Below are 21,212 nucleotides of genomic sequence, written 5' to 3' on the forward strand. Positions count from 1 at the left end.
CGCTCAGCGCGCCGGCACGGTCGGGGAGTCCACCGGCACGCCGGGTGCGCGCAGGCACAGCACGACCAGGCCGGCGAGCATCGTCAGCAGGCCCGGCAGCCCGCCGGCCCACCCCGGCACGGGCAGCGCGCCGACGTTGGACACCGCCATCCCGCCGACGAGCAACAGGCCGCCGGCCACCACGAGGGTGGCCCCGACGGCTCCCCGGAGGACCCGGTGTGCCGAGGCGCGGCGCAGCGCGGTCTCGATCCGCTCGTCCTCGGTGGCGACGGCAGGCCGGTTCGCCACCACCCACAGCGCGGCCACGGTGACCAGTGCGAGGGCGAGCAGGCCGATCGCGGCCGGGCGGCCGTAGAAGAGACCGGGGAACGGGCTGGCCGTCGACCAGGACAGGGCGCCGCCGGGCGTGGAGCCCTGGGCCGTCCACCATCCCGCGTCGTCGGCCGCGAAGGGACCGCCGGACGTGGAGCCGTAGGTCACCCGCCGCCCGGTCTCGTCGGCCAGGCGGGCGCCGCCGACCAGCACCGCGACTGCCAGCGCGGTCGCGACGGCCGCCGTCCGGACCAGCCACCGAGGTGCGGCGTCCAGCAGGCCGCGGCGCACCAGCCGGGCCCGGCGCACCTCGCCCTGCGGCCGGGGCCAGGTCAGCTCGCCGACGGCCAGGACGACGGTGTGCACCACCCCGAAGACGATCGGCACCAGCAGCCCCGTGACCCCCAGGCCCCCGGGTGCGCTGTTGCCGACCTCCCGGACCGCGACCAGCAGGGCCGCCGCGGCTCCCAGGGCCACAGCGGCCGTGGCGGCGAGCCGGGCGTGCCGCCGGGCGGCGTGCACGGACGCTTCCCGGCTGGGCGGTGACCGGCGTAGGACGCCGAGGACGAGGGCGACCGCCGCGGCCAGCACCAGCACGGTCAGCAGGGGCACCACGGCCACGACGTCCTCCACTCAATCATTGAGTCAACTGATTGACACAATGACCTGCCGACAACCGCCGCGCAAGTACCGGAAGGTGCCGGCACTGACCGCACGGTGCTGGCGGGGGCTGGTCTCAGTCGGTGGTGACGAAGTCGATGAGCTCCTCGACCCGGCCGATCAGCGTCGGCTCCAGGTCGGTCCACACCTTCACCCGGGCCAGGATGCGCTGCGCCCAGACGTAGCCGGTGTCGTCCTCCCAGCCCAGCCGCCGGCAGACGCCGGTCTTCCAGTCCTCGCCCCGGGGCACCGTCGGCCAGGCCTGGATGCCGACGACGGAGGGCTTCACGGCCTGCCAGATGTCGATGAACGGGTGGCCGACGACCAGCGCGTGGTCGCCGGTGATCTGGGCGGCGATCCGGGACTCCTTGGAGCCGGTCACCAGGTGGTCGACGAGCACGCCCAGCCGCCGTCCCGACGACGGGCGGAACTCCTTGACGATGCCGGGCAGGTCGTCGACGCCGTGCAGCGGCTCCACGACGACGCCCTCGATCCGCAGGTCGTGGCCCCAGACCTTCTCCACCAGCTCGGCGTCGTGCTTGCCCTCGACGTAGATCCGCCCCTCACGGGCGACCCGGGCGCGGGCGCCGACCACGTAGGTCGAGCCCGACGCGCTGCGCTGCGGGCCAGAAGGCGCGTTCTGCTTCGGCCGCACCAGCACGACCGGGCGGCCGTCGACCCAGAAGCCCGGACCGAGGGGGTAGGCGCGCACCTTGCCGAACCGGTCCTCGAGGTGGACGACGTCCTTCTCGCACCGCACGACGGCGCCGACGAACCCGCTGCTGGGGTCCTCGACGACGACGTCCTTGAGCGCCTCGACCTGGGGCGAGGGCTTCTTCTGGGTGCGCGGGTGGACCAGGTTGTCGTAGGGCGAACGTGGAGGCACCCGCCCATGCTCGGCGCGCTCACCGCTCGATCAGGGTGCGACACGCCCGGTGTGTGCGGTTCCCGCAGGTCTCCGGCGTGTCGGATCCGTGGTGCGTCGCGCAGTGGAACCCACGTCGACCTGCGAAGACGCCGCCCGTGGTCGGCGGTGGGGCGGCGACACGCCCTACCACGTCGCTGAATCGATTGGGTGATCGCTGTTTTGCCGGGCTCCTGGCGGGCAGTGCAGAGAGCGAGACAGCACGCCCCCGAACGAAGGAGCGGAACACATGATCGGCACCGAGACCCTCGACCGCGTCATCGGCGCAGACGTCATCGACGCCGATGGCAACAAGATCGGTACGGCCTCTGAGGTGTTCCTCGACGACCAGTCGGGTGCTCCCGAGTGGGTGACCGTGAAGACGGGCATGTTCGGCACCAAGGAGTCGTTCGTCCCGATCCGGGACGCGGACCTGACCGGCGACGGCCTGCGTGTCCCCGTGAGCAAGAGCGCGGTGAAGGACGCCCCGCGCATCGACTCCGACGGCCACCTCTCCCCGGCCGAGGAGACCGAACTCTACCGGCACTACAACATGACCGAGAACGCCGTCGCCACCGAGACCCCGGTCGTGGCCGAGACCGCTGCGCCGGTCGCCACCGAGACCGCGACCCCCGCCGGCCACGACACCTCCGGCCCCAACACCGACGACGCGATGACCCTCTCCGAGGAGCGGCTCCGGGTCGGCACCCGCAACGAGGGCGAGCGCAAGGCCCGTCTGCGCAAGTACGTGGTGACCGAGAACGTGTCCGAGACCGTCCCCGTGACCCACGAGGAGGTCCGGGTCTCCCGGGAGCCCATCACCGAGGCCAACGCGGGCAAGGCCATGGACGGCCCCGCGATCAGCGAAGAAGAGCACGAGGTCACCCTCACCTCCACGACCCCCGTGGTGGAGAAGGAGGCCGTTCCGGTCGAGCGTGTGCGCCTGGAGAAGGACACCGTGACCGAGAACGTCCAGGTCGACGAGACGCTCCGCAAGGAGCAGGTCGAGACCGAGGGCATCGACAAGAACCGCTGACCAAGCGCTTCTAGGCGCGGGCCTCGCCCGCGCCGTCGCACGACCCACGACCAGCACGACGCCCGCCCCGATCGTCCGGGGCGGGCGTCGTGGCGTTGCGGAGGGGCCCTGCGCCGCGCCTGCCCGAACCGGCGCGGTCAGCCGTGCCCGGGTGGCAGGGTCTCGCCGGGGCGGGGCATGACCGGCGCGCCGGCCTCCTCCTCGAGGACCTCGGCGGCCGAGCCCACGATCAGCGGGTCCGGCGTGCCGACGGCGGCCGGGTCCTTGCCGGTGTAGTCGAACCGGGCCAGCACGTGCCGCATCGCCTCCAGCCGGGCGCGCTTCTTGTCGTTGCTCTTGATCACCGTCCACGGGGCGTGCCCGGTGTCGGTGTGCAGGAACATCGCCTCCTTGGCCTCGGTGTAGGCCTCCCACTTGTCCAGCGAGGCCAGGTCGGTGGGGGAGAGCTTCCACTGCCGCACCGGGTCGATCTGGCGCACGATGAACCGGCTGCGCTGCTCCCCGCGGGTGACCGAGAACCAGAACTTGACCAGCTGGATGTCGCTCTCGACGAGCATCCGCTCGAACTCCGGCGCCTGGCGCATGAAGAGCAGGTAGTCATCGGCCGTCGTGTAGCCCATCACCCGTTCGACGCCGGCGCGGTTGTACCAGGATCGGTCGAACATGACCATCTCGCCGGCGGCGGGCAGGTGCTGCACGTAGCGCTGGAAGTACCACTGGGTCTTCTCTCGCTCCGACGGCTTGTCCAGCGCGATCACCGTCGACCCGCGCGGGTTGAGGTGCTCGGTGAACCGCTTGATGGTGCCGCCCTTTCCGGCGGCGTCGCGGCCCTCGAACACCAGCACCAGCTTCTGGCCGGTGCCCTTCACCCAGCCCTGCAGCTTGAGCAGCTCGATCTGCAGCTGCCGCTTCACGATCTCGTACTCCCGGCGCTCCATCCGCTCGCTGTACGGGTAGCCCTCGCGCCAGGTGTCGACCCGGTTGCCCTCGGGGTCGAAGAGCTCGCGGTCGTCGTCCCAGTCCTCGTCGGAGTGGGTGTCCGGCAGGGCGTTGAGCCGCCACCGGGACAGGTCGAGGACGGGCGACGGCGTGCCCTCAGGGGCGCGGTCGCGGATCTGGTGGGTCACGTCGTCTCCGGTCTCCGGGTGCAGGTGCCACGTACCAGGTGCTGGCGCCGATCCTGCCCCGATGCGGCTCGGTCTGCCCGCGCCGGGGTCAGTGGACGCGGCCCGCTGCGCGTACGTGCTGGAGGTGGCCGATCAGCTGGTCGCCGATCCGGCCCCAGGTCCGCGCCTCCACCGAGGGGCGGGCCCGAGCGGCAGCGGCGCGGAGCGCAGCCCGGTCGTCCCGGAGCCCGGCGACCATCGCGGCCAGCAGGTGGGGGTCGTCCCCGGCCCAGAGCCAGCCGTTCTGCCCGTGCCGCACCAGGTCCAGCGGACCGCCCGAGGCGGCGACGAGCGCCGGGACACCCGCGGCCAGGGCCTCCTGCACCGCCTGGCAGAACGTCTCGTCCGCCCCGGGGTGCACGAGAAGGTCCAGCGAGGCGACGAGGGCGCCGAGCCCCGCACCGCCGAGCTGGCCGAGGAAGTGGGCCCGCGGCAGCCGGCGGGCCAGCTGGCGACGCTGTGGGCCGTCGCCGGCCACGACCAGCCGCACCCCGGGCAGCTCGCTGAGCGGCGCCAGCAGCTCCAGCCGCTTCTCCACCGCCAGCCGGGCGACCACGCCCACCAGCAGCTCCCCGTTCGGCGCCAGCTCCTGGCGGAGGTGGGGGTCGCAGTGCCAGGGGGCGAACTGGTCGAGGTCGACGCCCCGGGGCCACAGCGCGACCGGGCTGATCCCGTGCCGGGCCAGCATCGCCAGCGTCGCCGTGGAGGGAGCCAGTGTCAGGTCGGCGGTCTCGTGGACCTGGCGCAGGTACCGCCAGGCCGCCGCCGGGCCGCCGGGCAGCCGGTAGCGCTCGGCGTAGGCGGCCAGATCGGTCTGGAAGACGGCGACCGAGGGCATCCCCAGCGTGCGCGCGGCCCGGGCAGCGGCCAGGCCGAGCACGGCGGGGGAGGCGAGGTGGACGACGTCGGGGGCCAGCCGGCCCAGCACCCGGGTCAGGTCGCCGACCGGGCGTGCGACGGAGAGCTGCCGGTAGCCGGGCAGGCGCATCGACGGCACGGTCGCGACCTCCACCCAGGCGCCGCAGCGGGACTCGTAGCCGGAGCCGGAGGGGGCGACCACCACCGGGTCGTGGCCGCGGACGGCGAGGTGGTCGACCAGTCGCAGCACCGAGTTGACCACGCCGTTGACCGCGGGCAGGAACGTCTCGGCGACCACGGCGACCCGCATGCCCACGCCGGCGGGCGGCGGCGGGGCCACGACCGGCTCCGACCGGACGACGTCCTGGACCGCGTGCAGCGCCTCCTCAGGCAACGCGCGCTGCTCCAGGGTGGGTCGGGATGACGGAGGGCCGGCGGACCGGCTTCCGGCGGGCCGGCACCCGGGGCCGGCGCGGGTGGGCGGCCACCACGGGGGGCCGGACCTCGGTGACGGCCGCGATGGCGTACTCGGCGAGTGCGGCCAGTTCCCGGCGGTCGGCGCCAGCCGGGTCGAGGGCCGGCAGCAGGTGCACCTCCACCACCAGGCCGCGCACGGTGACCACCCGGGCGACGCTGCGCCACAGCGGCTCGTCGCCCAGGAAGCCGGCGACCGCGGTGGAGGCCTGCCCGTGGACCCGGTACCGGACGGCGACCGGGCAGACCGGGGCGGCGGCGTCCACGGCGGCCTGGAAGAACGCCGGGCGGAAGCGGCCCAGTTCGACCCCGCACGCCGTCGTCCCCTCGGGGTGGACGGTGACCGCCGTGCCGGACCGCAGCAGCCCGGCGACCTGGGCCACCGTGCTGGGGAGCGCCCGGATGCGCGCCCGGTCGACCAGCACGACGCCGGCCCGCCGGGCCAGGCCCCCGAGGACCGGCCAGGCGCCCACCTCGCGCCGGGCGACGGGCACCCCCGGCACCACGGTGAGCATCGCCAGGTCGTCGATCCAGGAGACGTGGTTCCCGACCACGAGGTGTCCAGGGCCGCGCCCGGCACCTGCCCGCGGCCAGGCCACCGCCGGTGCGGTGACCTCGACCCGCACCCCGGCGGCGGTGAGCAACCTCGCCGCGGCGCACACGACCAGCCGTCGCCGTCCCCGCGCACCGGTCCACGGCGCACGCAGAGCGGCGACCCCCGTCCCGGCCAGTGCACCGCTCAGCCGGAGCCAGCGGCGCCGCCGGGTCGCGGCGTCCACGGTCGGCACCGGGTCGGCCGTGCAGGCGGCCGTGCAGCCGGAGACCGGCACCCAGCTCATCGGTCGCCGCCGGGCAGCCCGGCAGCCAGGCCGGCGCGGCGGGTGGTGCAGCTGCGGCAGGATGCCGGCAGGGGCGTGCTCGACGCTGTGGTCCCAGCTGCGGTCACGGCGACACCTCGGGTGTCGGGAGGCCCCTGGACGAGGCCCGGACGCGGCCAGCGTCAGCGGTGGAGGTGTCCGGCGGGTGGCCGGTCCCTGGCGTGCCCCCGTCGGACGGGCGAATCCCGGCCCGGCCGGCCACGTACGGGGGGACCGCTCAGGGGGTGAGGCGCTCGGCCAGCTCCTGGGCGAAGCTGCGGGCGGCGTCGGCCTCGGCGGCGGCGCGGTCGCGCAGGTCGGCCATCGCCGGGACCCGGTCGGCCAGGGTCAGCTGCAGGGTGATGACCGAGACGGTCATGCCGAACGAGCGCCCGAGCACGAGTTCCAGGGGCGGCACGGTGTGGTCCCAGCTGGCCTGCTCGCCCTCGGCGTCGTAGCTCGCTCCCCGGCTGGAGACGATGACGGCGTTCCGCCCGGCCAGCGGGCGGGCCTCGAAGTCGCCGAACGGCACGGTCGCGCCGAGCACGTGCACGTGGTCGACCCAGGCCTTGAGGGTGGACGGCAGCGACCAGTTGTACATCGGGGCACCGACCAGCAGGACGTCGGCGGCCAGCAGCTCGTCGAGGTAGACCTGCTGCTGCGCCTCGGCGGCCGGGTCGACCACCTCCTCGGCCGTGCGCAACCGGGGGGCCCAGTGCAGGGCGGCGTCGGGCAGGTGTGGCGGCGGGTCGGCCTGTAGGTCGCGGGAGGTCACGGTGAACTCCGCGCCACGAGCCTGCCAGCCCTGGACGAAGGCGGCGGTGACCCCACGCGAGGCAGAGCTCCGCGGATCGGCGGACGAGTCGAGGTGCAGCAGGTGCGGCATCGGGGCCTCCCGGGGCTGGGGGTGGGCAGGGTCGCCGGGACCCACCCAAGCAGTGCCGGCCGCCGGGACGCCGGTCGGGGCGGATGTTCCACGTGGAGCATCCGGTGCTCAGGCCAGCGAGACCCCGTCGACGTACCGCCACTGCCCGTTCTCGCGGGCGAACCTGCTGAGCTCGTGCTGCACCCCGGACACCCCGCCGGTGCGGTGATGGGCCCGGAACTCCACCGTGCCCTCCGGTGCCAGCAGGGCGCCGCCGCTCGCGGCCAGCACCTCCAGTCCGGTCCAGCGCACCCCGGGGTCGAGATCGAGGCTGTCGGGCCGGGTGCTGGAGTGCCAGGTGCTCAGCAGGTACCCGGCGTCGCCGACGGCGAAGGCGCTGTAGCGGGAGCGCATCAGCTGCTCGGGCGTCGCCGCGGTCGCCGCCTCCGCGTGCAGCCGGCCGCAGCACTCGTCGTAGGGCAGGGGGGTGCCGCACGGGCAGCGGTGGGAGGGCACGGCCCGAGTGTCCCAGGCGTCGTCCCTGACCTGGGTGTGCCAGGACGACGCCCGGGACCGGTCGGTGCCGGGTCAGTCGGTGCCGGCCTCCATCGCCGCGCGGTCCAGCAGCTCGTCGTGCTCGGAGACCTGGCCGCGGGAGGCGATCGCCTCGGCGCCGCCCTGCACGCTGGCGTCGATCAGCCCGGTCGCCGCGGCCTGCGCTGCGCCGATGGACGTCGGGGTGGCGCCACCGACCATGCCCATCCGGGCGTACTGCTCCAGCTTGGCGCGCGAGTCGGCGATGTCCAGGTTGCGCATGGTCAGCTGGCCGATCCGGTCGACCGGCCCGAAGGCGGAGTCCTGGGTGCGCTCCATGGACAGCTTGTCCGGGTGGTAGCTGAAGGCCGGGCCGGAGGTGTCCAGCACCGAGTAGTCCTCGCCGCGCCGCAGCCGCAGGGTCACCTCGCCGCTGACGGCCATGCCGACCCAGCGCTGCAGCGACTCGCGCAGCATCATCGCCTGCGGGTCCAGCCAGCGGCCCTCGTACATCAGCCGGCCCAGCCGGCGGCCCTCGCTGTGGTAGTTGGCCAGGGTGTCCTCGTTGTGGATGGCGTTGACCAGCCGCTCGTAGGCGATGTGCAGCAGGGCCATGCCCGGCGCCTCGTAGATGCCCCGGCTCTTGGCCTCGATGATCCGGTTCTCGATCTGGTCGGACATCCCCAGGCCGTGCCGGCCGCCGATCGCGTTGGCCTCCAGCACCAGGTCGACCGGGGTGGCGAACTCCTTGCCGTCGATCGTCACCGGCCGGCCGTACTCGAAGCCGATCGTGACGTCCTCGGTGGCGATCTCGACCGCCGGGTCCCAGAACTTCACGCCCATGATCGGCTCGACGGTCTCGATGCCGGTGTCCAGGTGCTCGAGGGTCTTCGCCTCGTGCGTCGCGCCCCAGATGTTGGCGTCGGTGGAGTAGGCCTTCTCCGCGCTGTCCCGGTAGGGCAGGCCGTGTGCGACCAGCCACTCCGACATCTCTTTGCGGCCGCCGAGCTCGGTGACGAAGTCGGCGTCCAGCCACGGCTTGTAGATGCGCAGCGAGGGGTTGGCCAGCAGGCCGTAGCGGTAGAACCGCTCGATGTCGTTGCCCTTGTAGGTCGACCCGTCGCCCCAGATCTGGACGCCGTCGGCCAGCATCGCCCGCACGAGCAGCGTGCCCGTGACGGCCCGGCCGAGCGGGGTGGTGTTGAAGTAGCTGCGGCCGCCGGAGCGGATGTGGAAGGCCCCGCAGGTCAGCGCCGCGAGCCCCTCCTCCACCAGGGCGGACCGGCAGTCGACGAGTCGGGCCAGCTCGGCCCCGTAGGCGCTGGCCCGGCCGGGCACCGAGCCGATGTCGGGCTCGTCGGCCTGGCCGATGTCGGCGGTGTAGGTGCAGGGCACGGCGCCCTTGTCGCGCATCCAGGCCACCGCGACCGAGGTGTCGAGGCCGCCGGAGAAGGCGATGCCGACGCGTTCGCCGACGGGCAGGGACGTGAGCACCTTGGACATGGACACAAGTATGCATTCGCATGTATGACCATGCAAAGCCGGGTCGGGTGACCTGGCTCGCGTCCTAGCGGTGGGCCTCCAGCCGGTCGGCCAGTGTGCCGGCGAACCCCTCGGCGACGGCCAGCTGGTCGCGCAGTGCGGCCACCCGGGCCACCGCCGCCTCGTGGAACTCCTGCAGCCGGGCCAGCAGCTGCTCGCGGTCGCCGGTGGCCTGCTCCAGGTCGTGCAGCAGGGTGAGCAGCTCCTGCATCTCCTCCAGCGAGAAGCCCAGCGGCTTCATCCGCTTGATCACCTCGAAGCGGGCGACGTCGGCCTCGCTGTAGAGCCGGAAGCCCCCCTCGGTCCGGCTCGTGGGGACGACGAGTCCGTTCTCCTCGTAGAACCGGATGGTGCGCAGGCTCAGCCCGATCCGCTCGGCGACCTGGCCGATCTGCATCAACTCGCCGCGCCCCACCTCAGTGCCCCCCGGCGAGCTGGCCGGTGTGCCGCGCGAAGCGGTCGGCCGAGTGCTCGTTCAGGCCGACGATCTGCACGCTCTTGCCGCGCGTCTCGTACTTGTGGGTGATCGCGTCCAGCGTGGCGACGGTGGAGGCGTCCCAGACCTGCGCGCCGGACAGGTCGATGACCACGTGCGCGGGGTCGTCGGCGTAGTCGAACTGTTGGTACAGGTCGTTGCTGGAGGCGAAGAACAGGGCCCCGTGGACGGCGTAGTGGCGCGTCGTCCCGTCCGGGCTGGTCGTGCTGGTGACCTCGACGAGGTGGGCGACCCGGCGGGCGAACAGCACGCAGGCGACGAGCACGCCGGTGCCGACCCCGATGGCGAGGTTGTGGGTCCACAGGGTGACCGCGATGGTGGAGAGCATCACGATCGTCTCGCTGCGGGGCATCCGGTGGATGGTGCGCAGGCTGTGCCAGTCGAAGGTGGCGATCGCCACGAAGATCATCACGGCCACCAGTGCGGCCATCGGGATGATCGCGACCACGTCGCCGAGGACGACGACCAGGATCAGCAGGAACACGCCGGACAGGAAGGTCGACAGCCGGGTCCGCGCACCCGACCGGATGTTGATCATCGTCTGGCCGATCATGGCGCAGCCGCCCATGCCGCCGAAGAACCCCGTGACGATGTTGGCCACCCCCTGGCCCCAGGACTCGCGGGTCTTGTCCGAGTGGGTGTCGGTCAGGTCGTCGACCAGCTTGGCCGTCAGCAGCGACTCCATCAACCCGACGAAGGCCACGCCGAGGGCGTAGGGGGCGACGATGCTCAGCGTCTCCCAGGTGAACGGCAGGTCCGGGATGCCGAAGAAGGGCAGGCTGTCGGGCAGCTCGCCCTGGTCGCCCACGTTCGGGACGGTCAGGCCGACCGCGACGGTCAGCCCGGTGAGCACCACGATCGACACCAGCGGAGCAGGGACGGCGGAGCTCAGCCGGGGGAGCAGGAAGATGATCGCCAGGCCCGCGGCCACCATCGGGTAGACCAGCCAGGACACGTCGACCAGGTACGGCAGCTGGGCGGTGAAGATCAGGATGGCCAGCGCGTTGACGAAGCCGATCATCACGCTGCGCGGGACGAAGCGCATCAACCGGGCGAAGCCGGCCAGGCCCAGCAGCACCTGGAACACCCCGCCGAGGACGACCGCGGCCAGCAGGTACTCCAGGCCGTGGTCACGCACCAGCGGGGCGACGACCAGCGCGATCGCCCCGGTGGCGGCGCTGATCATCGCCGGACGGCCACCCGTGAAGGCGATCACCACCGCCATCGTGAACGAGGCGAAGAGCCCGACCCGTGGGTCGACCCCGGCGATGATGGAGAAGCTGATCGCCTCGGGGATCAGCGCCAGGGCCACCACCAGGCCGGCGAGCACCTCGGTGCGGGCCACCTTCGGCGCGAGCCAGGCGGGTCGGCGGGGTGCGGACAGTGCGGTGAAGGAGGACATGTCACCGTGTTCCGGTCGTGCGCCGGGCAGGCGCGGGCGTGGACGCCCGGAACAGCGGTGGTCCGGATCAGGACGGCAGCGGAGCAGCTCCCGTCGCCGAAACCCTACCCTCACGCAAGGGAAGGGTGGGGTGTCGGCGCACTGTGATCCGGACGACCCGGTCAGGCGTCGATGACCACCGGGATGATCATCGGCGTGCGGCGGTGGGAGCGGTTCGCCCAGTTGCTGACGGCCTTGGCGATCAGCGACTCCAGCTGGGCGGCGTCCTTGACGCCGTCGGCCGCCGCACGGGCCAGCTCCCGCTCGATCAGCGGCACCGCCGCGTCGAAGGACTCCGCCTCGTGGACGAAACCGCGGGCGAGGAAGTCGGGGGCCTCCGCGAGCTGCCCGGTGTTGGCGTCGACGATCGCCACGACGGTGATGACGCCCTCCTCCGCCAGGGTGCGCCGGTCCTTGAGCGAGGCCTCGGTCGCCCCGCCGACGGTCGAGCCGTCGACGTAGACGTTGCCGGCCGGCACCTTGCCGGTGATGGAGACCCGGCCGTCGACCAGGTCGACCACGGAGCCGTCCTCGGCGATGACCACCCCGTTCGGGTGGACCCCGGTGCGGATCGCCAGGTCGGCGTTGGCCCGCAGGTGCCGCCACTCCCCGTGCACCGGCATGACGTTGCGCGGCTTGACGAGGTTGTAGCAGTAGACGAGCTCGCCGGCGCTGGCGTGCCCGGAGACGTGCACCTTGGCGTTGCCCTTGTGGACGACGTTGGCGCCGATCTTGGTGAACTCGTTGATGATCCGGTAGATGGCGTTCTCGTTGCCCGGGATCAGCGAGCTGGCCAGCAGCACGGTGTCGCCCTCGGAGATCCGGATGACGTGGTCCCGGTTGGCCATCCGGGACAGCGCCGCCATCGGTTCGCCCTGGGAGCCGGTGCAGATCAGGCACACCTGGTCGGCGGGCAGCTTCTCCAGCACCTTCATGTCCACGACCAGGCCCTTGGGCACCCGCAGGTAGCCCAGGTCCCGGGCGATCCCCATGTTCCGGACCATCGACCGGCCGACGAAGGCGACCTTGCGGCCGTGCTCGTGTGCGGCGTCGAGCACCTGCTGGATGCGGTGCACGTGGCTGGCGAAGCTGGAGACGATGACCCGCTTGGGCGCGGTCCGGAAGACCGTGTCGATCGCCGGGGTGAGCTCACCTTCCGACGTGGTGAAGCCGGGCACGTCGGCGTTGGTGGAGTCGGTGAGGAAGAGGTCGACCCCCTCCTCGCCGAGCCGGGCGAACCCGCGCAGGTCGGTGATCCGCTGGTCCAGGGGGAACTGGTCCATCTTGAAGTCGCCGGTGTGCAGCACCAGGCCGGCCGCGGTGCGGATCGCCACGGCCAGCGCGTCGGGGATGGAGTGGTTGACCGCCAGGAACTCCAGGTCGAAGGGGCCCAGTCGCAGCTCGTCCCCCTCCGCGACCTGCTCGGTCACCGGGGTGATCTTGTGTTCCTTGAGCTTGGCCTCGATGAAGGCCAGCGTCAGCTTCGACCCGATGACGGGGATGTCCCGCCGCTCCCGCAGCAGGTAGGGGACGCCACCGATGTGGTCCTCGTGCCCGTGGGTCAGCACGACCGCCACCACGTCGTCCAGCCGGTCCCGGATCGAGGTGAAGTCGGGGAGGATCACGTCGATACCGGGCTGGTGCTCCTCCGGGAACAGCACGCCGCAGTCGACGATGAGCAGCTTGCCGGCGTGCTCGAAGACGGTCATGTTACGGCCGATCTCACCCAGACCACCCAGGGCGACGACCCGCAGGCCAGTGGGCGCCAGTGCGGGGAGCGTGCCGGGGTCGCGGCGGGAACGGCTCATGCCCTTCACGCTACGTGCGCGGGACCGGGGACCTGCTGCCGGTCCCCGTCGTGTCTGCATCCGGCCGTCTGCATCCGAGCCGGCCCCTCACGGCGAACCTGTGGTGTGGAGTCGCTCGCGAGGGACGAACACCAGTGGGTCGTCCAGCCGTTGATCGATGCCGGTCTGCAACTCGAGGAGATCCGGTCGCTGGTGTTCGGCCTGGCCTTCCAGGGCGTCGTCGGCGAAGGGCGCGGGGTGCTGGCCTGCATCCGGGACCTCGTCGCGGACCGGCCCGCAGAGGTCCGGAGCGCGTGGGTGGAGGTGGTCCACCGGCTGTTCCAGCTGGAGCCCCCGACGTAGCGGGTCTCAGTCCGGCGCGGGGCCGGCCGACCCGGCCGGGTACTCCTGCAACGGCACCTCGCCCTTCGACCAGGCGGCGAGGACCGGTTCGACGATCCGCCAGGACTGCTCGGCCTCCACGTCGCTGATCGACAGGGTGGCGTCCCCGGCCAGCACCTCCCGGAGCAGCAGCCCGTAGGCCGACAGGTCGTTCGGGGCCAGGTCGATGTCCAGGGCGCGGCGCTCCAGGTCGAACGGCTCACCCGCCCCGTTGAGGTTGAGCTCCAGGGTGACGTGGTCCGGGTCGAGCCCCAGCCGCAGCACGTCGGGCTGGAGCTGCTGGTCGCCGAAGGCCAGATGCGGCACCGGCTTGAACCAGACGGCGATCTCCCGCCGGCCCGCGCCGAGCGCCTTGCCGCTGCGCAACCGGAAGGGGACGCCCGCCCAGCGCCAGTTGTCGATGGTCACCGTGAACTCGGCGTGGGTCTCCGTCTCCCGCGCCGGGTCGACCCCCTCCTCGCTGGTGTAGTCGGGCAGCTCCCGGCCCTGCACCGTCCCGGCGGTGTACCGACCGCGGACGGTGTCCCGGGCCATGTCGGCCGGGGGCCGGACCGCCCGCAGCACGTCGGCCTTGCGTGCGGACAGGCTCGGACCGTCGACCGCGTTCGGCGGCTCCATCGCGACGATGGACAGCTGCTGGAGCAGGTGGTTCTGCAGCATGTCGCGCAGTGCGCCCGCCGTGTCGTAGTACCCCGCTCGCCCCTCCAGGCCGAGCGTCTCGTCGAAGACGATCTCCACCCGGTCGATGTGCGAGGCGTTCCAGACCGGCTCGAACAGCCGGTTGGCGAAGCGCAGCCCGAGCACGTTGAGCACGGTCTGCTTGGCCAGGAAGTGGTCGGTGCGGAAGGCCCGCTCCTCCGGGACCAGCCGGTGCAGGACGGCGTTGAGCTGCCGGGCGTCCGCCTCGTCGCGGCCGAAGGGCTTCTCGACCGCGATCGTCGTCCCCTCGGGGAGCTCGACCTCGGTGAGGGCTTCCAGGGTGGGGAGGAAGACGGTGTTCGGCAGGGCCAGGTACAGCACCGGGCGGCCTGGCACCCGGGCCAGCACCTGCCGGAGGTCGTCGGGTGAGGTGACGTCGCCGCGCTGGAAGCCGAGCCGGGCGACCAGATGGTCCCGGATCTCCTCGGGGACGTGGTCGGCGTGCTCGGCGAGCCGGGCCCGCGCCCACTCCCGGTACTCCTGCTCCGACCAGTCGTCCCGGCCCACCGCGAGCACGTCGACGTCGCCGTCGAGCGCATCCGCCTGGACCAGCTGGGCCAGGCCCGGGAGGAGGAGGCGGCCGGTGAGGTCACCCGTCCCGCCCAGCACCACGAACGTCGCCTGCATCGTCACCCCATCCGTCGTCGAGCCGGGCCGCCGTCCGCAGCCCCACCCTCGCGCCCTGCCCAGGGCTGGCGGTGCTGAACCCCGAGCTCTCGGATCGACCCGGCCGGCGACCTGGTCCCCTCGTCGCGCCGGGTCGTGGTGCACTGCTGGTGACCGCGGCCACGTCGGCGAGGAGCAGCAGTGAGCAGCACGCACGAGGTGCTCAACCAGGCGCCCCCACGGATCGACCTGGACGAGTACTCCACCAACCCGGCGCTGACCGAGGCGGTCGCGCGCTACGACGCCGGCTGGGCGGAGAGCCACCTCGCCGAGGTCGGGTCGCTCGTCGGGCAGGGCGACGTCCAGCGGGACGCCGAGCTGGCCAACACCCATCCGCCGGTGTTCGCCGGCCACGACCGCTGGGGCAACCGGGTCGACGCGGTCGAGTTCCACCCCGCCTACCACCGGATCAGCGCCGCGGCGGTCGCGCACGGCGCGCACACCAGCTGCTGGTCCGAGCCGCGGCCCGGCGCGCACGTCGCCCGGGCTGCGGTGTTCATGCTCTTCGCCCAGATCGAGCCCGGGCACGCGTGCCCGGTGAGCATGACCCACGCCGTCGTCCCCTCGCTGCGGACGACACCGGAGCTGGCCGACGAGTGGCTGCCCCGGGTGTTCTCCCGGGACTACGACCCCGAGCTGCGCGACCCGGCCACCAAGACCTCGGCGGTCTTCGGCATGGCGATGACGGAGAAGCAGGGCGGCTCGGACGTGCGCGCCAACACCACCCGGGCGGTCGACGCCGGCGACGGCACCTGGCGGCTGACCGGGCACAAGTGGTTCTGCTCGGCCCCGCAGTCCGACGCCTTCCTGGTGCTCGCCCAGACCGCCGCCGGGCTCTCCTGCTTCCTGGTGCCCCGGGTGCTGCCGGGCGGGGAGCGCAACGTCTTCCGCATCCAGCGGCTCAAGGACAAGCTGGGCAACCGGTCGAACGCCTCCTCGGAGGTCGAGCTCGAGGAGACCGTCGGCCGGCTGGTCGGCGAGGAGGGCCGCGGGGTCCGGGCCATCATCGAGATGGTCGGCCAGACCCGGCTGGACTGCGTGCTGGGGAGCGCCGCCGGCATGCGGCAGGCCGTCGCCGAGGCGGCCTGGCACACCCGGCACCGCAGCGCCTTCGGCGCCACCCTGATCGACCAGCCGGCGATGACCGCCGTCGTCGCCGACCTGCAGCTGGAGGCCGAGGCCGCCACCTGGACGGCGCTCCGGGTGGCCGCGGCCTACGACCGCGAGGACGCCGAGTCGGTCGCGTTCCGCCGGCTGGCCACCGCCGTCGCCAAGTACTGGGTCTGCAAGCGGGGGCCGCACCACGCCTACGAGGCGCTGGAGTGCCTGGGCGGCAACGGCTACACCGAGGCCTTCCCGCTGGCCCGCCGCTACCGGGAGCAGCCGGTGATGGCGATCTGGGAGGGCTCGGGGAACGTGATCGCCCTCGACGTCCTCCGGGCGGTGGCCCGCGAGCCGGAGTCGGTGGCCGCCGTGGATCGGGAGGTCTCCTCGGCGCTGGGCGAGCACCGGGCCTTCGACGCGCACGTGCAGGCGACGCGGGCCCTCATCGGCCGGGTGCAGGCCGACCCGGGGAGCGCGCCCCAGCAGGCCCGACGGGTGGTGGAGGCGCTCGCGCTCGCCCTGCAGGGCGCCGTGCTGATCCGCGAGGCGCCGGCCGCCGTCGCCGACGCCTTCGTCTCCGCCCGGCTCGGGCCCGACCGCAGCCTGGAGTACGGCGCCCTCGACCCCGGCCTGGACCTCGCCGCGATCGCGGCGCGGGCCTGACCGGGCTCGATCGGCCCTATCCTCCGGCGCATGACCGGACGTCGAACCGCCCTGACCGCCGGCGCGGCCGGGCTCAGCGTGCTCGCCTGGGTCGCGTGGCTCGCCTGGGACCGGGAGTACCAGTTCGACCCGGAGACCAGCACGACCTCGGGCCCCTACGAGACGTGGCAGGTCGTCGGCTGCCTGCTGACCCTGCTGGCCGCCGCGGTGCTGGCCGGGTGGGTGCAGCGGCCACTGGTCGCGGCGCTGGCGGTGACCGTGCCGTTCACCCTCTGCTGGACGGTCGACGCAGCCCTCCAGGACGAGACCGGGCTCTTCCTGGTGGGCGCGCTGCTGATCGCCGTGGGCCTGTTCCTCGGCTCGCTGCTCGTCGCCGTCGGGGTCGGCCGGGCCACCGGCCGCAGTCGCCTCGACGCCTGACCCCGCCCAGGAGATCGGTCAGTCGGCGAAGCAGGCGGTCAGCGCACCGACCATCAGCGGGACGTCCAGGGCCGAGGCCAGCTCCCGGGCCGAGTGCATGGCCAGCATGGGTGCGCCGACGTCGACGGTCGCGATGCCCAGCCGGGTCGCCGTCAGCGGGCCGATCGTGCTCCCGCAGGGCAGGTCGGCCCGGGTGACGAACCACTGCACCGGCACCGACGCCTCCGCGCAGCGATCGGCGAACCAGCCGCTGGTGACCGCGTCGGTGGCGTAGGCCTGGTTCGCGTTGACCTTCAGCACCGGCCCGCCGCCCAGCTGCGGCTGGTGGCCCGGCTCGTGCCGGTCGGACCGGGTGGGGTGCAGCGCGTGCGCCATGTCCGCCGAGACCAGCCGGGACTGCGCCAGGGCCCGGGGGAGCGCCTGCGGGTCACCGGCGTCCAGGACCGCCACCAGCCGGCGGACGACGTCCTCCAGGAAGCTGCCGCGGGCCCCGGACATCGAGCCGCTGCCCACCTCCTCGTGGTCGTTGGCGACCAGCAGCTGGGTGCGGCGGGTGGCCGCCGCGGCGACCAGCGCCGTCACCCCGGCGTGGCAGCTGGCCAGGTTGTCCAGCCGCGGCGCGGCGACCCAGCTGCCGTCGGCGCCGGTGCGGGCGGCCGGCTGGGTGTCGGTGAGCACCAGGTCGTGCCCGACGACGTCCTGTACGGCTGCGCCCACCGACGCGGCCAGCGCCTCCCGCAGGCCCGGCTCGGTGCCCAGGTCCTGGGACCACACCGGCACCAGCTCGCGCTGCGGGTCCAGCTTCAGGCCGTCACGGACGCCGCGGTCCAGGTGGATGGCCAGGGACGGCAGCCGCAGGGGCGCACCCGGCAGCCGGACCAGGGCGGTGCCGCCGCCACGCAACGCGACCCGGCCGGCCACGGTGAGCTCCCGGTCCAGCCAGGTGTGCCAGAGGCCGCCGCCGTAGGGCTCGACGCCGACCAGCCGGTAGCCGGCCTGCCGGACGTCCTCGCGCGGCCGCACCTTGAACGTGGGGGAGTCGGTGTGCGCGCCGACCAGCCGCAGCCCCGCCTCGGCCGGCGATGCGCTGCCCACCCGGAACGCGATCAGGCTGCCGTGCCGGACGACGAAGTGCTGCCCGCCGGGGGCCAGCTCCCACCGGTCGGCCTCGGCCAGCTCGGTGAAGCCGGCCGCGCCCAGCCGCCGGGCCAGCTCCGCGACGGCGTGCGACGGGGAGGGGGATGCGTCGACGAAGGCCCGCAGGTCGTCACCGAGGGAGAGGTCCGGCATGGACCCCATCTTGCTCGACGGCCTCCGGCCCGGCCGATCCTGAGCCGCCGGACCGACCGTGGGGCCGGGCCCCGACACGGCTCAACGGTCGGCGAGGCGGCCCGACCCGCCGGTGACCCCGGTCCTCACCGGAACTGTCGGACCTCGAACGTATGTTCGATGCGTGACGACGACGGCTCCGTTCTCCGGCCCGCTGGGCGCGGTGGTCGACGTCTTCTTCACCGGCGAGTCGCACCGCGACGTGGCGGGGCTGTCCTCCGATGAGCGGGTGGCGGCCCGGTTGCAGGGCGTGCAGCGGCGGCGGGCGATGGAGGCCGCGGAGGAGGCAGAGCTGATCCTGGAGCTGGCCGGTCGGCGGCCTGCCGCGCCGGACCCGGATGGGCCGGGTGCCCGACGGCCGGGCTGGGCCAGTGAGTCCGGTGGCGCCGAGATCAGCGAGTTCTTCCTCGCCGAGCTGTCCGCGGTGCTGAACCTGGGTCGCGGGACTGCGGCGGTGCGGCTGCGGCGGGCGCTGACCTGGTCGCAGAAGCTCCCGGGCACGTTCGCCGCGTTGGCGGCCGGGGAGCTGGACGAGCGGCGGGCTCACGTGCTGGCCGACGTCCTGGAACACACCCCGGCGCAGGTCGCCGGGCAGGTCGAGGACGCGCTGCTCGGTGAGGCGACCGGTCTGTCGGTGGCCCGGCTGGAGAGGCGCGCCACCGAGGAGCTGCTCCGGCTGGACGCCGCCGCAGCCGAGGAACGCCGGGCCGAGGCGGAGAAGACCGCCGACGTACGGGTGTACCCCTCGCCCACCGACGGGCGGTCGACGCTGGCCGCGGACCTGCCCACCGGTGAGGCCGTGGAGTGCCACGACCTGCTCGACCAACTGGCCCGGATGCTCAAGGCCGACGGCGATCCCCGCCCGATCGGGGCGCTGCGGGCGCACGTGCTGTCCCTGCTGATCCGCCGCCCCGCCGACTCCGGTCTGCCCGCGGTGGCCGCGAACCTCACGATCACCGCCGAGCTGGCCGCGCTGGCCGGGGCGAGCAGTGCCCCGGGTGAGGTCAACGGGCTGCCGATCACCGCCAGCCACCTGCGCGAGCTCCTGGCCCGGGTCGGCGCCCTCGGCCTCACCGCGCCCGACGGCGGGACCCTCACCTACGCCCTCACGGGACCGGACGGGCAGCTGCTGGCCACGGTGACGCCCGCCGAGCTGGCCCGGCTGGCCCGCCGCGGCGGCCCCCAGCACCCCGACAGCGTCAGCACCGGCGCCGCCGAGAGGAGCGGGGGCACCGCCGGCCGGGATGCCAGGGAGGCCTGTGACTGTGTGGTCCTCGGGCCGCCGCCGGCGACCGCTGCCTACCGGCCCACCGACCGGCAACGGGCCTTCGTCGCCACCCGCGACCGGCGCTGCCGGTTCCCCAACTGCGGGCAACGGGTCGGATGGACAGATCTGGACCACGTCACCGCCCACGCCTGCGGCGGGGCGACCGACTGCACCAACCTCTGCTGCCTGTGCCGTAGCCACCACCGACTCAAGACCTTCGCTCCCGGGTGGCAGTACCGGATCGACAGCGACGGCACCCTGCACGTCACGACACCTTCCGGGGTCACCCGTATCACTCGCCCGCCAGGCCAGCGATCACCCGGCTCCCGATCACATCCCCCGAACCCGGAACCCGGACCACCACCCGGCGCGCCACCACCGCCGGACCCGCCCGACGACCCGCCGCCGTTCTGAGCCCCCGTCCCTCGTGCCTGCTTGCCGTCTCGGCCTGCGGTCGGCGCCCGCGCCGACCGCAGTCCGGGCGTTTGGCCGCCGACACGCGGGTAGGTCGGGGTGCATGGCCGACGACATCGAGATCGATGCCCAGGGTGAGCACGGCTACCTCGTGACCCAGCTCAGCGAGCTGGAAGACGTGCGCACCTGGTTCACGGTGACGCCCGAGGTGATGGACCAGTTGGGCGCCGACGACGAGGAGGACGTGGTGCTGCGCACGGTGCAGTTCCTGCGCAAGCACCAGGACGTGGCCGACTTCCCGGAGGCCGTGGACCTGGAGGACGTCATAGCCAGCTACGACGACTACCTGACGGTGATGACAGCGGACTGATCGCGGCCTGGGCACGGGTGGGATGCTGCGACCTGTGACCGAGCCCACCCTGCCCGCCGACCCCGCCGCGCTGGCCGCTTCGCTCGAGGCCATCGGCTACCTGCCCGACGAGGGCCTGGCGACGGCGGCCTACCTGGCGCTGGTGATGCACCGACCGCTGTTCCTCGAGGGGGAGGCCGGGGTCGGCAAGACGGCGCTGGCCCGCGCGCTCGCCGACGTCACCGGCCGGCCGATCTACCGGCTGCAGTGCTACGAGGGCCTGGAGGCCAGCCACGCCCTCTACGACTGGGACTTCGGCCGTCAGCTGCTGCACCTGCGCGCCGCCGAGGCCGCCGGTACCGCCGAACGCGCCGAGGAGCTGGAGGCCTCCCTCTACGACCGGCGGTTCCTGCTGGCCCGCCCGCTGCTGCAGGCGCTCGAGGACTCCCCGTCGGTGCTGCTCATCGACGAGGTCGACCGGGCCGACGACGAGTTCGAGGCGTTCCTGCTCGAGGTGCTCAGCGACTTCACCATCTCCATCCCGGAGCTCGGGACGATCCGCGCGCAGACGCCGCCGCTCGTCGTCCTCACCTCCAACCGCACCCGCGAGGTGCACGACGCGCTCAAGCGCCGCTGCCTCTATCACTGGCTGGAGCACCCCGACTTCGAGCGCGAGGTCGCCATCCTGCGCCGTCGGCTGCCCGACGTCACCGAGGAGCTGGCCCGCCAGGTCGCCCGCGCCACGGCCCGGCTCCGCGAGCTCGACCTGCTCAAGCCGCCCGGGGTCGCCGAGGCGATGGACTGGGCGACCGCGCTGCACGCCCTCGGCGCGCGCGAGCTCGACCCGGACACCGCGGCCCGCACGCTGGGCGCGGTGCTGAAGTACCGGGAGGACACCGACCGCGTCCACGCACTCGCCCGGGGAGCGCTCTTCGGTGGCGGCTGACCCCGGCCCGCCCCAGGCAAA

The 21,212-nt window shown here is 73.5% G+C and carries 20 protein-coding genes; 7 read left to right on the top strand and 13 right to left on the bottom strand.

Features of this window, described 5'->3' with window-relative positions:
• Nucleotides 1–3 precede the first annotated feature (3 nt).
• Both O2W20_RS02010 and O2W20_RS02015 read right to left on the bottom strand, forming a co-directional pair.
• Nucleotides 4–933 carry a hypothetical protein gene (locus O2W20_RS02010; RefSeq protein ID WP_269170080.1) on the bottom strand — a complete coding sequence of 310 codons (930 nt, stop codon included), beginning with the start codon at nucleotides 931–933 and terminating at the stop codon, nucleotides 4–6.
• 115 nt (nucleotides 934–1,048) lie between these two features.
• Nucleotides 1,049–1,858 carry a DUF3097 domain-containing protein gene (locus tag O2W20_RS02015; RefSeq protein ID WP_269170081.1) on the bottom strand — a complete coding sequence of 270 codons (810 nt, stop codon included), beginning with the start codon at nucleotides 1,856–1,858 and terminating at the stop codon, nucleotides 1,049–1,051.
• A gap of 268 nt (nucleotides 1,859–2,126) precedes the next feature.
• On the opposite strand from O2W20_RS02015, the gene O2W20_RS02020 reads away from it, so the two are divergent.
• A complete protein-coding gene (locus tag O2W20_RS02020) occupies nucleotides 2,127–2,912 on the top strand; it encodes a PRC and DUF2382 domain-containing protein (RefSeq protein WP_269170082.1) in 786 nt (261 codons plus the stop codon).
• A 137-nt stretch (nucleotides 2,913–3,049) separates the two neighbouring features.
• Here O2W20_RS02020 and ppk2 read toward each other — a convergent pair whose 3' ends face one another.
• The 9 genes from ppk2 to O2W20_RS02065 form a co-directional block, all read right to left on the bottom strand.
• The gene (gene ppk2, locus O2W20_RS02025; protein ID WP_269170083.1) at nucleotides 3,050–4,039 is read right to left on the bottom strand and encodes a polyphosphate kinase 2; all 990 of its coding nucleotides are present in this window, start codon (nucleotides 4,037–4,039) and stop codon (nucleotides 3,050–3,052) included.
• 88 nt (nucleotides 4,040–4,127) lie between these two features.
• The gene (locus O2W20_RS02030) at nucleotides 4,128–5,330 is read right to left on the bottom strand and encodes a glycosyltransferase family 4 protein (RefSeq protein ID WP_269170084.1); all 1,203 of its coding nucleotides are present in this window, start codon (nucleotides 5,328–5,330) and stop codon (nucleotides 4,128–4,130) included.
• Nucleotides 5,323–6,249 carry a lysophospholipid acyltransferase family protein gene (locus O2W20_RS02035; protein ID WP_269170085.1) on the bottom strand — a complete coding sequence of 309 codons (927 nt, stop codon included), beginning with the start codon at nucleotides 6,247–6,249 and terminating at the stop codon, nucleotides 5,323–5,325. Before O2W20_RS02035 ends, O2W20_RS02030 begins: the two co-directional genes overlap by 8 nt.
• Nucleotides 6,250–6,505: 256 nt before the next feature.
• The gene (locus O2W20_RS02040; RefSeq protein WP_269170086.1) at nucleotides 6,506–7,153 is read right to left on the bottom strand and encodes an FMN-dependent NADH-azoreductase; all 648 of its coding nucleotides are present in this window, start codon (nucleotides 7,151–7,153) and stop codon (nucleotides 6,506–6,508) included.
• Between the two features lie 108 nt (nucleotides 7,154–7,261).
• Entirely contained in the window at nucleotides 7,262–7,648 is a 387-nt protein-coding gene (locus O2W20_RS02045) for a YchJ family protein (RefSeq protein ID WP_269170087.1), read from the bottom strand.
• A 72-nt stretch (nucleotides 7,649–7,720) separates the two neighbouring features.
• Entirely contained in the window at nucleotides 7,721–9,169 is a 1,449-nt protein-coding gene (gene argG / locus O2W20_RS02050) for an argininosuccinate synthase (protein WP_269170088.1), read from the bottom strand.
• Nucleotides 9,170–9,233: 64 nt separating this feature from the next.
• Nucleotides 9,234–9,605: a MerR family transcriptional regulator gene (locus tag O2W20_RS02055; RefSeq protein WP_269170089.1), complete on the bottom strand. Its 372-nt coding sequence runs from the start codon at nucleotides 9,603–9,605 to the stop codon at nucleotides 9,234–9,236.
• 19 nt (nucleotides 9,606–9,624) lie between these two features.
• Complete coding sequence (locus O2W20_RS02060) at nucleotides 9,625–11,106, bottom strand: SulP family inorganic anion transporter (RefSeq protein WP_269170090.1); 1,482 nt, start codon at nucleotides 11,104–11,106, stop codon at nucleotides 9,625–9,627.
• A 161-nt stretch (nucleotides 11,107–11,267) separates the two neighbouring features.
• On the bottom strand, nucleotides 11,268–12,953 hold the full coding sequence (locus O2W20_RS02065; protein WP_269170091.1) for a ribonuclease J: 1,686 nt from the start codon (nucleotides 12,951–12,953) through the stop codon (nucleotides 11,268–11,270).
• A 150-nt stretch (nucleotides 12,954–13,103) separates the two neighbouring features.
• Here O2W20_RS02065 and O2W20_RS02070 point away from each other — a divergent pair, with 150 nt between their 5' ends.
• Complete coding sequence (locus O2W20_RS02070; protein ID WP_269157842.1) at nucleotides 13,104–13,295, top strand: hypothetical protein; 192 nt, start codon at nucleotides 13,104–13,106, stop codon at nucleotides 13,293–13,295.
• A gap of 6 nt (nucleotides 13,296–13,301) precedes the next feature.
• On the opposite strand, the gene O2W20_RS02075 is transcribed toward O2W20_RS02070, so the two are convergent.
• Complete coding sequence (locus O2W20_RS02075) at nucleotides 13,302–14,660, bottom strand: glucose-6-phosphate dehydrogenase (RefSeq protein ID WP_269170998.1); 1,359 nt, start codon at nucleotides 14,658–14,660, stop codon at nucleotides 13,302–13,304.
• A 180-nt stretch (nucleotides 14,661–14,840) separates the two neighbouring features.
• On the opposite strand from O2W20_RS02075, the gene O2W20_RS02080 reads away from it, so the two are divergent.
• Together O2W20_RS02080 and O2W20_RS02085 are read left to right on the top strand one after the other, a co-directional pair.
• Nucleotides 14,841–16,466 carry an acyl-CoA dehydrogenase family protein gene (locus tag O2W20_RS02080; RefSeq protein ID WP_269170092.1) on the top strand — a complete coding sequence of 542 codons (1,626 nt, stop codon included), beginning with the start codon at nucleotides 14,841–14,843 and terminating at the stop codon, nucleotides 16,464–16,466.
• Nucleotides 16,467–16,496: 30 nt separating this feature from the next.
• Nucleotides 16,497–16,886: a hypothetical protein gene (locus O2W20_RS02085; RefSeq protein WP_269170093.1), complete on the top strand. Its 390-nt coding sequence runs from the start codon at nucleotides 16,497–16,499 to the stop codon at nucleotides 16,884–16,886.
• 18 nt (nucleotides 16,887–16,904) lie between these two features.
• Here the strand turns inward: O2W20_RS02085 and O2W20_RS02090 are convergent, their stop codons facing one another.
• Nucleotides 16,905–18,176, bottom strand: coding sequence for a M18 family aminopeptidase (locus O2W20_RS02090; RefSeq protein WP_269170094.1), 1,272 nt, complete (start codon nucleotides 18,174–18,176; stop codon nucleotides 16,905–16,907).
• 163 nt (nucleotides 18,177–18,339) lie between these two features.
• On the opposite strand from O2W20_RS02090, the gene O2W20_RS02095 reads away from it, so the two are divergent.
• The 3 genes from O2W20_RS02095 to O2W20_RS02105 all read left to right on the top strand — a co-directional run bounded on the left by O2W20_RS02095 (nucleotide 18,340) and on the right by O2W20_RS02105 (nucleotide 21,191).
• Nucleotides 18,340–19,896, top strand: a complete 1,557-nt coding sequence (locus O2W20_RS02095) for an HNH endonuclease signature motif containing protein (protein ID WP_331254095.1) — start codon at nucleotides 18,340–18,342, stop codon at nucleotides 19,894–19,896.
• A gap of 103 nt (nucleotides 19,897–19,999) precedes the next feature.
• The gene (locus O2W20_RS02100; protein WP_269170095.1) at nucleotides 20,000–20,266 is read left to right on the top strand and encodes a hypothetical protein; all 267 of its coding nucleotides are present in this window, start codon (nucleotides 20,000–20,002) and stop codon (nucleotides 20,264–20,266) included.
• Between the two features lie 34 nt (nucleotides 20,267–20,300).
• The gene (locus O2W20_RS02105) at nucleotides 20,301–21,191 is read left to right on the top strand and encodes an AAA family ATPase (RefSeq protein ID WP_269170096.1); all 891 of its coding nucleotides are present in this window, start codon (nucleotides 20,301–20,303) and stop codon (nucleotides 21,189–21,191) included.
• Nucleotides 21,192–21,212: the final 21 nt, after the last annotated feature.

Origin of the sequence: Modestobacter sp. VKM Ac-2982 (assembly GCF_026967935.1) — a bacterium.
GTDB lineage: Bacteria > Actinomycetota > Actinomycetes > Mycobacteriales > Geodermatophilaceae > Modestobacter.

What these genes read in the sequence shown, in the direction of transcription:
- argG (WP_269170088.1), bottom strand. Translation starts at nt 9,169, where the DNA reads ATGTCCAAGGTGCTCACGTCCCTGCCCGTCGGCGAACGCGTCGGCATC.
- O2W20_RS02035 (WP_269170085.1), bottom strand. Translation starts at nt 6,249, where the DNA reads ATGAGCTGGGTGCCGGTCTCCGGCTGCACGGCCGCCTGCACGGCCGAC.
- O2W20_RS02020 (WP_269170082.1), top strand. Translation starts at nt 2,127, where the DNA reads ATGATCGGCACCGAGACCCTCGACCGCGTCATCGGCGCAGACGTCATC.
- O2W20_RS02065 (WP_269170091.1), bottom strand. Translation starts at nt 12,953, where the DNA reads ATGAGCCGTTCCCGCCGCGACCCCGGCACGCTCCCCGCACTGGCGCCC.
- O2W20_RS02085 (WP_269170093.1), top strand. Translation starts at nt 16,497, where the DNA reads ATGACCGGACGTCGAACCGCCCTGACCGCCGGCGCGGCCGGGCTCAGC.
- O2W20_RS02060 (WP_269170090.1), bottom strand. Translation starts at nt 11,106, where the DNA reads ATGTCCTCCTTCACCGCACTGTCCGCACCCCGCCGACCCGCCTGGCTC.
- O2W20_RS02075 (WP_269170998.1), bottom strand. Translation starts at nt 14,660, where the DNA reads ATGCAGGCGACGTTCGTGGTGCTGGGCGGGACGGGTGACCTCACCGGC.
- O2W20_RS02100 (WP_269170095.1), top strand. Translation starts at nt 20,000, where the DNA reads ATGGCCGACGACATCGAGATCGATGCCCAGGGTGAGCACGGCTACCTC.
- O2W20_RS02040 (WP_269170086.1), bottom strand. Translation starts at nt 7,153, where the DNA reads ATGCCGCACCTGCTGCACCTCGACTCGTCCGCCGATCCGCGGAGCTCT.
- O2W20_RS02090 (WP_269170094.1), bottom strand. Translation starts at nt 18,176, where the DNA reads ATGCCGGACCTCTCCCTCGGTGACGACCTGCGGGCCTTCGTCGACGCA.
- O2W20_RS02055 (WP_269170089.1), bottom strand. Translation starts at nt 9,605, where the DNA reads ATGCAGATCGGCCAGGTCGCCGAGCGGATCGGGCTGAGCCTGCGCACC.